Annotated in this window: 9 protein-coding genes and 1 pseudogene; 6 read left to right on the top strand and 4 right to left on the bottom strand. The window is 74.4% G+C overall.

Translation table 11 applies throughout. The annotated features are described in order from the left end of the window. Positions 1 to 474: pseudogene (locus E1211_RS32720) on the bottom strand (hypothetical protein); the annotation flags it as partial. A gap of 524 nt (positions 475 to 998) precedes the next feature. On the opposite strand from E1211_RS32720, the gene pdhA reads away from it, so the two are divergent. The 6 genes from pdhA (at position 999) to E1211_RS25375 (ending at position 9,831) form a co-directional block, all read left to right on the top strand. Beyond that, positions 999 to 2,174, top strand: coding sequence for a pyruvate dehydrogenase (acetyl-transferring) E1 component subunit alpha (gene pdhA, locus E1211_RS25395; RefSeq protein WP_132351626.1), 1,176 nt, complete (start codon positions 999 to 1,001; stop codon positions 2,172 to 2,174). Next, positions 2,174 to 3,163, top strand: coding sequence for an alpha-ketoacid dehydrogenase subunit beta (locus E1211_RS25390; protein WP_132351624.1), 990 nt, complete (start codon positions 2,174 to 2,176; stop codon positions 3,161 to 3,163). Before pdhA ends, E1211_RS25390 begins: the two co-directional genes overlap by 1 nt. 5 nt (positions 3,164 to 3,168) lie before the next feature. Next, on the top strand, positions 3,169 to 4,644 hold the full coding sequence (locus E1211_RS25385; protein WP_132351622.1) for a 2-oxo acid dehydrogenase subunit E2: 1,476 nt from the start codon (positions 3,169 to 3,171) through the stop codon (positions 4,642 to 4,644). Between the two features lie 221 nt (positions 4,645 to 4,865). After that, positions 4,866 to 5,003, top strand: coding sequence for a hypothetical protein (locus E1211_RS32715; protein ID WP_165947343.1), 138 nt, complete (start codon positions 4,866 to 4,868; stop codon positions 5,001 to 5,003). A gap of 344 nt (positions 5,004 to 5,347) precedes the next feature. Beyond that, on the top strand, positions 5,348 to 7,873 hold the full coding sequence (locus E1211_RS25380) for a hypothetical protein (protein ID WP_132351620.1): 2,526 nt from the start codon (positions 5,348 to 5,350) through the stop codon (positions 7,871 to 7,873). Positions 7,874 to 7,998: 125 nt separating this feature from the next. Beyond that, positions 7,999 to 9,831 (top strand): NHL domain-containing thioredoxin family protein, encoded by a 1,833-nt coding sequence (locus tag E1211_RS25375; RefSeq protein ID WP_132351618.1) that lies wholly within the window; start codon positions 7,999 to 8,001, stop codon positions 9,829 to 9,831. Between the two features lie 34 nt (positions 9,832 to 9,865). On the opposite strand, the gene E1211_RS25370 is transcribed toward E1211_RS25375, so the two are convergent. From E1211_RS25370 to E1211_RS25360, 3 genes are all read right to left on the bottom strand, one after another. Then, positions 9,866 to 10,618 carry a LamB/YcsF family protein gene (locus tag E1211_RS25370; RefSeq protein WP_132351616.1) on the bottom strand — a complete coding sequence of 251 codons (753 nt, stop codon included), beginning with the start codon at positions 10,616 to 10,618 and terminating at the stop codon, positions 9,866 to 9,868. Beyond that, a complete protein-coding gene (locus tag E1211_RS25365; RefSeq protein WP_132351614.1) occupies positions 10,602 to 11,459 on the bottom strand; it encodes a biotin-dependent carboxyltransferase family protein in 858 nt (285 codons plus the stop codon). The genes E1211_RS25370 and E1211_RS25365 overlap by 17 nt, the downstream gene beginning before the upstream one ends. Next, positions 11,456 to 11,634 (bottom strand): carboxyltransferase domain-containing protein (locus tag E1211_RS25360; protein WP_132351612.1); only part of this gene is annotated, 179 nt, incomplete at its 5' end. The genes E1211_RS25365 and E1211_RS25360, both read right to left, overlap by 4 nt.

Raw genomic sequence — 11,634 nt, 5'->3', positions numbered from 1 at the left:
CGGCGGGCCGGTCGGGGTGGGGCGTGTCGCCGGTGGAGCGGGCCGCCGGGTCGGTTCCGAGCTCGCCCCGGCCTCGTCCGGCCCGTTCCGGGACGGCTCCGACCGGTCGGGCCCGCCCGGCGGGAAGCCGGCCGACCAGCCGCTCACCGCCGACGGGCTGGACGTCGGGCGGGCGGGCGGCTGGCTGGCGGTCGGCAGCGGGACGACCACCGGCCCGACGGAGGGCGTCGGGATGAACGGGGTGCTGCTGTCCGGCAGCGCCGTACTGCCGACCGTGGCGGAGCCGGTGCTGATCGCCGCGAGGATCGGCATCGAGGCCGTGCCGGCCAGCAGCGCGACGGTGAAGAGGTAGCCCCGGGACGGACCGGAGGAGCCGGGGGCGCGGTGGGCACCCACCACCCGCCGGTAACCACCGTTGACCGCGCGGTGTCTCCCGAGCAGCGGCGTACCGGGTCCGTCGGCTGGCTCGGACACCAGCGCCTCCTCAGCGTCGACAGTGGACTGACCGGCACGGTGGGTCAGGCCGGGAAGGGTCGCAAACCGCCGCGATCACGGCGATCCTGCGGGAACCAGCCTGGCTCAGTGACGCTCCGTGCGCCAGCCCCCTACAGCGTGTCGACCCGGGCAACTACCCGAACGGTGACGAACCATCACCGGATCGTCGTCCGGCCCGCCACGCGCCGATGTTGACAAAGCCCCCGAAGCGACCGGGCCCGATCGAGCAGGCCGGGCGTACTGTGGGGCCACTCACCTCCTCTGCGAATATGGAGCACGACGGCAACGCAGCCGCGGCCTCCGCGCACCCTCGCGGCAGGTTCGGCGGACGCCGGCGCTCCCCGATCCGGGTTCGGTCAACTGAATCCGGCTCACGCCGCGCGGCAACCCCCACCGGGGCTAGGCGCGGCCGCCAGGACCGGTCCGGCACCGCCGGGCCGGCGCAGGATTTGCGCGGCCGGGTGACCAGCCGGTGCCGACGCAGACATGACAGGGAGAGACGGATGGCAAAGGGCGACCCCGGGGTCAGCACCCGCGGCAGGCGGGCCGCACCCCGCTCCAGGAAGGCCGCGGGCGCGGACCCGGACCTGGTACAGCTGCTCACCCCGGAGGGCGAGCGGATCGACAGCGTCACCGGGCCGGACGGCACCGTGTACCGCGCCGACCTGACCGACGACGAGTACCGCGGCCTCTACCGCGACCTGGTGCTGGTACGGAAGCTGGACGCCGAGGCCACCGCCCTGCAGCGCCAGGGCGAGCTGGGCCTCTGGGCCAGCCTGCTGGGCCAGGAGGCGGCGCAGGTCGGCTCCGGCCGCGCGCTGCGCACGCAGGACATGGCCTTCCCGACCTACCGGGAGCACGGCGTCCTCTACTGCCGGGGCATCGACCCGATCATGCCGCTCGGTCTCTTCCGCGGCGTCGACCAGGGTGGCTGGGACCCGAACGAGTTCAAGTTCAACATGTACACGATCGTCATCGGGGCGCAGACCCTGCACGCCACCGGCTACGCCATGGGCGTCACCATGGACGGCCGGATGGGCGGCGACGACGGCGAGGCCGTGATCGCCTACTTCGGCGACGGCGCCACCAGCCAGGGTGACGTGAACGAGGCCTTCGTCTGGGCGAGCGTCTTCAACGCCCCCCTGGTCTTCTTCTGCCAGAACAACCAGTACGCGATCTCGGAGCCGCTGGAGCGGCAGACCCGGGTCCCGCTCTACCAGCGGGCGGCCGGCTTCGGCTTCCCCGGCGTACGGGTGGACGGCAACGACGTGCTCGCGTCGTACGCGGTGACCCGTACCGCGCTGGACAACGCCCGGCACGGGCAGGGGCCGAGCCTCATCGAGGCGTACACCTACCGGATGGGCGCCCACACCACCTCGGACGACCCGACCCGCTACCGGATCGCCAGCGAGGTCGAGGCGTGGCAGGCCAAGGACCCGATCGCCCGGATGAAGGCCTTCCTGACCAAGCAGCAGCTCGTCGACGACGACTTCTTCGCCGAGGTCGACGAGCAGGCCCGGCGCGAGTCGCTGCACCTGCGGGAGCGGGTGCTGGCCATGCCGAACCCGGAGCCGGTCACCATGTTCGACCACGTCTACCCGAACGGTTCCCCGCTGCTGGACGAGCAGCGCGCGACGTTCAACCGCTACATGGACTCGTTCGAGGGGAGCGCGCACTGATGGCCACTGAGACGCTTTCCATCGGCAAGGCCCTCAACACCGGGCTGCGGCGGGCCCTGGAGAACGACCCCAAGGTCGTGATCATGGGCGAGGACGTCGGCAAGCTCGGCGGCGTCTTCCGGATCACCGACGGGCTCCAGAAGGACTTCGGCGACCAGCGGGTGATCGACACCCCGCTCGCCGAGTCGGGCATCATCGGCACCGCCGTCGGCCTCGCCATCCGCGGCTTCCGGCCGGTCTGCGAGATCCAGTTCGACGGCTTCGTCTACCCCGCGTACGACCAGATCGTGTCGCAGGTGGCGAAGATGCACTACCGCTCGGGCGGCAAGTTGCGGATCCCGATGGTGATCCGGATTCCGTTCGGCGGCGGCATCGGCGCGGTGGAGCACCACTCCGAGTCGCCCGAGGCGTACTTCTCGCACACCCCCGGCCTGAAGGTGGTCTCCTGCGCCAACCCGCAGGACGCCTACGTGATGATCCAGCAGGCGATCGCCTCGGACGACCCGATCGTCTTCCTGGAGCCGAAGCGCCGCTACTGGGAGAAGGGTCCGGTCGACCTGGACGCTCCGCTGGCCGACGCGTACCCGCTGCACGCCTCGCGGGTCGCCCGCCCCGGCACCGACGCGACGTTGCTGGCGTACGGCCCGATGGTGCGGACCTGTCTGGAGGCGGCGACCGCCGCCGCCGAGGACGGGCGTGAGCTGGAGGTCATCGACCTGCGCTCGATCTCCCCGCTGGACCTGGGCATCGTGTACGACTCGGTCCGCCGCACCGGCCGGGCCGTGGTGGTGCACGAGGCGCCGTCCAATGTCGGCCTCGGCGCGGAGATCGCGGCCCGGATCACCGAGGAGTGCTTCTACTCCCTGGAGGCTCCGGTGCTGCGGGTGACCGGCTTCGACACCCCCTACCCGGCCGCCCGGGTGGAGGAGGAGTACCTGCCCGACCTCGACCGGGTGCTCGACGCCGTCGACCGCTCCTTCGGCTGGTGAACGACATGTCCCGAGTCAAGACGTTCAACCTGCCCGACCTGGGCGAGGGCCTCACCGAGGGCGAGATCCTCAGCTGGCTCGTCAAGGTCGACGACATCATCGAGCTTAACCAGCCGATCGTCGAGGTCGAGACGGCCAAGGCGGCCGTGGAGATCCCGGCGAAGTGGGCCGGCCGGGTCCAGGCGATCTTCCACCCGGAGGGCACCACCGTCGAGGTCGGCTCCCCGATCATCTCGATCGACACCGACCCGGACGCCGGCCCGCTGGACGACCCGCAGGCACCGTCGGCGGGCGGTGACCTGCCCACCCCGTCGGCGGCCTCGCTGGCCGCGGTCGAGGTGGCACCGGCTGAGGGCGCGGTCGAGCCGGGCCTGATCGGCGGCCCGGCACCGGGTGGCCGGACGGCGGTGCTGGTCGGCTACGGCCCGCGTACCACCACGGCGAAGCGCCGGCCGCGCAAGGGTGCCGTGCCGGCGCAGGCGGGCGCCGCTCCGGCGATCCCGGCGCAGGCCACCACGGCCCCGGCGGTTCCGGCGCAGGTCGCCCCGGCGCGGGCCGTTCCCGTGCCCAACGGCCACGCGGCGGGTCCGGCGACCGGGGTGCTGGCCAAGCCGCCGGTGCGCAAGCTGGCCCGGGATCTCGGCGTCGACCTCCGCGCGCTCACCGGTTCGGGCCCGCTGGGCTCGGTCACCCGGGAGGACGTCCAGCGGGCCGCCGCCGGCGCCGTCGCCGAGCCGGAGTCGGTCGCCACGACCGCCACCGCGGCGGCGAGCTTCGGCGCGGACCGCGAGCAGCGCATCCCGGTCAAGGGGGTACGCAAGCTCACCGCCGAGAACATGTCCCGGTCGGCCTTCACCGCCCCGCACGTGACGGAGTTCCTGACCGTCGACGTGACCCGGGCCATGAAGGCGCTCGACCGGCTGCGCGGCCGCCGGGAGTGGCGTGAGGTGCGGATCTCGCCGCTGCTGCTGGTGGCGAAGGCCGTGCTGCTCGCGGTGAAGCGGCACCCGATGGTCAACTCCACCTGGGCCGGCGACGAGATCGTCGTCAAGGAGTACGTCAACCTGGGCATCGCCGCGGCGACGGAGCGCGGGCTGATCGTGCCGAACGTCAAGGACGCCGGGCGGCTCACGCTGCGCGAGCTGGCCGACGCGCTGACCGACCTGGTGCAGACGGCCAAGGCCGGCCGCACCACGCCGGCGGACATGTCCGGCGGCACCCTGACCATCACCAACGTCGGGGTGTTCGGCGTCGACAGCGGGACGCCGATCCTGCCTCCGGGCGAGTCGGCGATCCTGGCCTTCGGCGCGATCCGGGAGATGCCCTGGGTCCACAAGGGCAAGGTGCGTCCACGCCAGGTCACCACGCTCGGTCTCTCCTTCGACCACCGGATCATCGACGGTGAGCTCGGGTCGAAGTTCCTCCGGGACATCGGGGACTTCCTCTCCGATCCGGAGGCGGCGCTGCTCGCCTGGACCTGACCGTCCGCTCCACCAGCCACGGCCGGTGTGCCACGGGTTAACGCCCGGCACACCGGCCGTGTCCGTTGGGCGACAGAAACGTCGGCGCAGACCGGAGGAAACCTTTGATTATTCGGCTCGTGGCGCAGCTCACCTAAGAATCGATGGAAGTCTGCGCCTGCTTCCTGTTTAATGGAGACATCAAGGGGCTGACAACCGAATAGCCGGAGGAGAGACCGACCGTGAGCATGATCGAGCGAATCAAGACCCGCCGCGACGCCAACCGCCGCGCCCGTGCCATCGAGCACGCGCTGCGCTCCGCCAACTCGCCGGCCGTCCGCGAGGAGCTCCTCGCGATCGCCCAGCGTCACATGAGCTGACGCACCAGACCTTTCCTCACCTCCTCCAGATCGATGACCCGCCCGGTAGCACCGGGCGGGTCATCGGCGTTTCACACCCATTGACACCGGGATTCCACCTAGGCGCAGCGCCCGGTACGGTGGGCTTCGGTCGTCGCCACCGATTCGGGACAGGTCGAGCCGACTAGGAGCAGCTCGACACCATCCGAGCACGTGGAGTGACGACCGATGCTCCCCGGATGCCACGTACGGACACCGGATACGGTGCGGGGAGCCCGGCACGGCCGGTATGCCGGCAACGCCGGCAGCCAAGCCGAGGAGACCGATCGGCACCGGCGGCCGACATGTGATGAGGAGGCGCACCGATGACGTCCGAGGGCCCGCACCACCCCGGCCAGGAGCCGGACGAGGTGCCGCCGGGCGCCGGCGGACCGACGCCGTACGGCGACCGCCCGGCGCAGCCGGCGAACGGCTACGGCGCCGGCCCGGACCTGGGTTGGGCGCCCCCGCCACCGGCAGGACCCAATCCGACCGCGCACGGCTGGGCAGCCCAGAACGATCAGCCGCCCGCCGCCTGGGGCGCGGCGCAGCCCCCGCCGGCGGCCGACGCGGGACACCCCGCGCCATGGCCCGCGACCGGCGCACCCCAGCCGGCCTGGGGTGGGCAGCCCGAGCAGTCCGGCCAGGGCTGGACCGGCGCGGCCGAGCAGCCCGCCTGGCCCCAGTCCCAGCCGGCCGCCCGCGGCGCGGCCCAGGTGCCGACGCAAGCAGCGCCCCCGCAGGCCTGGCCGCAGGACGACCCGGCGCGCTCGGGCGGGTGGACTCCACCGCAACAGGGCGACCCGTCGCCGCAGACCGACCAGGCCGGCGCCGGCTGGGGCGCCCCGGCGCAGCCCGGCCCGGCCAACGGCGGATGGTCCGACGGCGGTGCCCAGCCGGGGCAGCCGACACCCGCGAACGGCTGGAACGACGGCGCGCCGCAGACCGACCAGCCGGCCTGGGCGCAGGCCGAGCCGGCCGTGCGCGGCGCCGCGCAGGTGCCGGCGGCGACCGACGCCGGCGGCTGGCCCCCGCAGCAGGACACCGGCTGGTCGGCGGGGACCGCGAACCCGACCGGCCCGGCCGACAACTCCGGCGGGTGGGGCGCGGGTGCCCCGAGCCAGCCGGACCAGGCCGCACAGCACTGGGGCGCCACCCCGGAGAGCCAGCCGCAGCAGCCCGACTGGATGCTCTCGCCGGCTCAGGACCAGCCGCAGGACAGCGCGCCGGCGGGCGGCTGGCAGGAGCCGCCGGCCGACCCCGGCCGCTCCGGCGGCTGGCCGGCCGAGCCGACTGGCACGCCCGCGCGGGCCAGCGCCAGCGTGCCCGGCGCGGGAGCCCTGCCGCAGCGCAATCCGGGCGAGCGGGCCGGTGTGTCCGAGGTGGAGCCGTGGGCACCCGGCGAGGCGTGGGGCAACACCGACGCCGACGCCGCGAGCCGCCCCGCCGAGCGGGCCGAGGACGCACCGATCTACCAGCCCGGTCCCGCGCCAGGGATCTCCCCGGCGAACGTCGTACCGCTGCCTCCGCAGGAACAGCGCGTACCGGGCGCGAGTCTGGCTGCCACGCCGCCGGCCGACTACGCACCGGCCGCCGACTTCCCGCCGCCGGCTCCGTTCGGCGCAACCGCGGGGCAGCCCGCACCGGCCACGTACGGCGCGGCGACCGGACAGGCGACGACGGGCGAGCGGGGCGACTGGCCGCCCGTCGAGGCGACCGGGCAGGGTTACGCGCCGGAGCAGCCCGCCTGGGCTGCCGAGGCCCACCCCGACGAGTCGCCGGCACCGGCCGGTCCGGTGGTGCCCGCGCCGCGCACCTCGCCCGAGTCCGGCGCGGCCGGTCGTACCACGGCGAGCGCCGCGGTGCCGCTGGCCAGCCGGGTGCTGCCCCCCGCCGACCAGCCGCTGCGCCCCGACGGCGGGTCCACTCCGCAGCCCCGCGTCTACGGTCGCCCGGCCCGGCCGGAGCCGGCGGACGAGCCGGAGCAGGCTCAGCCGGACGGGTACGGGGCCGACGCCCGGCCGGAGGCCGCGCCCCGCTTCGACGACCGGGAGCTTCCCGCCCCGCCGAACGGCTACGCCGAGCCCGCCCCGGTGAGCTCGGGTCCGCCGGCCCCACCGGCGTTCCCGCCGGGGGTGCCGACCTTCGTCGACGCGCCCAACAACACCCGACCGGTCAACGGGAACCGGCCGCACCCCGGCGAGCGACCGGCCGACCCGTTCGGGTCGCCGGTGCCCCACGACCCCGGGATGCCCCCGGTCGCAGGCTACGGGCCGCCGGCGTTGCCCGACACCGAGCCGGCGCCCACCAGCACGTTCCCGTCCGCGTTCCCGCCGCCCCCGCAGCAGCCGGCCGTGCCCGCCTGGGGTCAGGGCGGTCCGGCCCAGCCGGGGTCCGTCCCCTCCTGGGGGCAGAACGAGGCGGAGCAGCACGCCGCCCCCAACTGGACGCCGGGTGCGCCGGAGGCAGACCAGAGCCGGTTCGACGCGTTCAAGCCGGACGCGGAGCCGAAGTCCGAACCGCCGCCGGCGAAGGTCCGCAACGGTCGGGTGCTGGCCGCGGTGCTGACCGCCGCGGTGCTCATCCTGGCCGTGCCGCTCGGCCTGCTCTTCCTGCTCGGTAAGGTCGGCGGCGATCAGGCCCCGTCCTTCGACCCGGCCGTCGGCACCTGCGTGAAGAAATCCGGGGAGACCGCCGTCGCGGCCGACTGCGGTGAGGCGGAGGCGTTCACCGTGGTCTCGAAGGTCGACAACAAGGACAAGTGCGGCGACCCGAGCCTGCCGCACGTCGTACTGCAGGGTGACGGGCCGAACCGGGTGCTCTGCCTGAAGCCGGCCGCCGCCGGCCAGTAGCCGCCGCGACGGGGGCCACGGTCTGCCGTGGCCCCCGTCGTCGTGTCTTGACCGCCGCAGCGGTGTGATCGAGCCCGCGCGGGGTACCGCCGGGCGGGGACGGCCGGGTCCGGCAGACTGGACGCATGAGCGCACGAGTACGGGCTCCCGAGCTGCGCGGTCGGGGCTGGTTGAACACCGGCGGCCGCGACCTCACCCTCGCCGACCTCCGCGGCAAGATCGTTCTGGCCGACTTCTGGACCTTCTGCTGCATCAACTGCCTGCACGTGCTCGACGAGCTGCGGCCGCTCGAGGAGAAGTACGGCGACGTGCTCGTGGTGATCGGCATCCACTCGCCGAAGTTCGAGCACGAGAAGGACGCCGACGCGCTCGCGGCGGCGGTCGAGCGGTACGGGGTGCACCACCCGGTGCTCGACGACCCCGAGATGGACATGTGGCAGCAGTACGCGGCGCGCGCCTGGCCGACCCTCTCGGTGATCGACCCCGAGGGGTACGTGGTGGCCACCATGGCCGGTGAGGGGCACGCCGAGGGCCTGGCCCGGCTGATCGACGAGCTGATCGCCGTCCACGAGGCGAAGGGCACCCTGCACCGGGGGGACGGCCCGTACGTCCCGCCCGCCGAGCCGGAGACCACGCTGCGCTTCCCCGGCAAGGCCGTGCTGCTGGACGGAGGCAACCTGCTCGTCTCCGACTCGGCCCGGCACTCGCTGGCCGAGCTCGCGCCCGACGGCGAGACGCTGGTACGCCGGATCGGCTCGGGGGACCGGGGGCGGACCGACGGCCCAGCCGAGGTCGCCGCGTTCTCCGAGCCGCAGGGGCTCTGCCTGCTGCCCGAGCAGGTGGCCGAGGTCGCGGGCTACGACCTGGTCGTCGCGGACACCGTCAACCATCTGCTCCGCGGCGTACGCCTGTCGACCGGCGAGGTGGTCACGATCGCCGGCACGGGGCGGCAGTGGCGCTCGACGGTCGACGACCACTCGCACGACGCGCTCTCGGTCGACCTCTCCTCCCCCTGGGACCTCGCCTGGTACGACGACAAGGTCGTCATCGCGATGGCCGGCATCCACCAGCTGTGGTGGTTCGACCCGATCAAGCGGACCGCCGGCATGTACGCCGGCACGACGGTCGAGGCGTTGCGCGACGGCCCGCTGGCCGAGGCGTGGATGGCCCAGCCGTCCGGCCTCTCCGTCTCCGCCGACGGCGCCCGCCTCTGGATCGCCGACAGCGAGACCAGCGCGATCCGGTACGTGCAGAACGGCGTCATGGGCACTGCGGTCGGGCAGGGGCTCTTCGACTTCGGCCACGTCGACGGGCCGGCCGCGTCGGCGCTGCTCCAGCACCCGCTGGGCGTGTGCGCGCTGCCGGACGGCTCGGTGCTGATCGCGGACACGTACAACGGCGCGGTCCGGCGGTTCGACCCGGCGACCGACCAGGTCTCCACCGTCACCGACGGCCTGGCCGAGCCGAGCGACCTGGTGGTCACCGGCGAGGGCGAGGTGCTGGTGGTCGAGTCCGCCGCGCACCGGCTCACCCGGCTGGCCCCCGGCGCGCTCTCCGCAGCCGGCGCGAACACGGTGGACGGGCCCCGGCACCGCGCCGAGCGCAAGCCGACGGACGTCACGCCCGGCGAGCTGACGTTGGACATCATCTTCACCCCCGCGCCGGGGCAGAAGCTCGACGAGACGTACGGTCCGTCCACCCGACTGGTGATCTCCGCCTCCCCGCCCGAGCTGCTCGTCGAGGGAGCGGGGACGAGCACGGAGCTGTCCCGGCGGCTGGTGGTCAACGGCGAGGTGACCGGTGGCGTGCTCCAGGTGACCGCCCAGGCGGCCACCTGCGACGTCGACGTCGAGCACGCCGCCTGCCACCTGACCCGGCAGGACTGGGGCGTACCGGTCCGGGTGGTGGAGAGCGGCGCGGCCCGGTTGCCGCTGGTGCTGCGCGGCCTGGACGCCTGAGCCGCTGCGGGGCCCCGGGTAGGGGCTCCCGCGCTCAGGCCGTGAAGGGCGTGAGCGCGACCCCCGCGTCGATCAGCGCGGCACGAACCATCTCCGCCGAGGCGACCGCGCCGGGAGTGTCGCCGTGCAGGCAGATCGACTCGACCGGGCAGGGCACGACGGTGCCGTCGACGGCCACCACGGTCCGCTCGGTGGCCATCCGGACGGCCCGTTCGGCGACCTGCTCGGGGTCGGTGACCAGTGCGCCGGGTGCGCTGCGCGGCACGAGGGTGCCGTTGGGCAGGTAGCCACGGTCGGCGAAGCCCTCGGCGACGACCCGCAGCCCGGCGCCGACGGCCAGCTGGGCGAGCACCGAACCGGGCTGGCAGAGCAACGGCAGCCGGTGGTCGTACTCGTCGACCGCCGCCACCAGCGCCGCCGCCTCCTTCTCGTCGCACGTCGCCGCGTGGTAGAGCGCCCCGTGCGGCTTCAGGTAGCGCACCCGGGTCCCGAAGAGCCGGCAGAACCCGTCCAACGCGCCGAGCTGGTAGATCACCTCGTCGCGCAGCTCCGCGAAGTCGTACGCGATGTGCCGCCGGCCGAACCCGGCCAGGTCCCGGTAGCCGACCTGCGCGCCGACGGCAACCTCGCGTCGGGCGGCCTGTTCGCAGACCCGGCGCATGGTGGGCGCGTCGCCGCCGTGGAAGCCGCAGGCGACGTTCGCCGAGGTGATCAGGCTCAGCAGCGCGTCGTCGTCGCCGAGCCGCCAGATGCCGAATCCCTCGCCGAGGTCAGCGTTGAGGTCCATGAAACCTGACGGTAGTGCCTGGACGGGCCTGCGCGAGCGGGGTCACGTCGGCCACCACCCCGACGACCGGGTACCCGCCGGTCGTCGGATGGTCGGCCAGGAAGATCAGCGGTTGGCCGTCCGCCGGGACCTGCACGGCGCCGAGCACGATCCCCTCGCTGGGCAGTTCCCCGGCGACCGCACGGGGCAGCGGCGCGCCCACGAGTCGCGCCCCGACCCGGTTGCTCAGCGGGCTCACCGTGTACGCCGTGCCGAAGAGCCGGTCCAGCGCCGCCGGGGTGAACCAGTCGTCGCGCGGGCCGAGGCGTACGGCGATCCGCAGCTCGTCGCGGGTCGGCGGGCCGACGGTCAGGTCGACCGGCGCGGGCGGCCCGGTCGGTGTGCCGAGGGGCAACCGGTCACCGTCGCGCAGCGGCGGCGGGCCGAGCCCGGAGAGGGTGTCGGTGGCCCGGCTGCCCAGCACGGGCGGCAGGTCGATCCCGCCGCAGGCGGCCAGCCAGTTGCGTACGCCGCCGCGGGCGGGGCCGATCCGCAGCAGCGCCCCGGCCGGTACGGAGAGCGGCCGACCGGTGTCGCCGGGGCGGGACCCGACGCGGATCTCCGCGGCGGCGCCGGTTACCGCGACGGTGGCCGCCCGGGTGAGCCGCAGCGCGCAGCCGGTCACGGTGATCTCCAGCCCGGCCGCGCCCTCGGGGTTGCCGACCAGCCGGTTGGCGAGCCGGAGCGCGGCGGGGTCGAGCGCGCCGGAGCGGGGCACGCCGAGATGTGCGTAGCCGGGTCGGCCGAGGTCCTGCACGGTGGTGAGCGCCCCGGCCCGGAGTACGACGAGTTCGCCGGTCATGCCGGCACCAGCCGGACGTGGGTGCCGGGGGTGAGCCGGGTCGGCGGGTCGGCGGTGACGTCGAAGAGCGGCAGCCCGGTCCGGCCGACCAGCAGCCACCCACCCGGGGACGGGCCCGGATAGATCCCGGCGTACGGGCCGGCCAGGGCTACCGAGCCGGCCGGGACGCGGGGGC

This window comes from Micromonospora sp. 15K316 (genome assembly GCF_004348525.1).
In the GTDB taxonomy this organism is placed as follows: domain Bacteria; phylum Actinomycetota; class Actinomycetes; order Mycobacteriales; family Micromonosporaceae; genus Micromonospora.
This window is presented reverse-complemented; position numbering and strand designations above follow the sequence as displayed.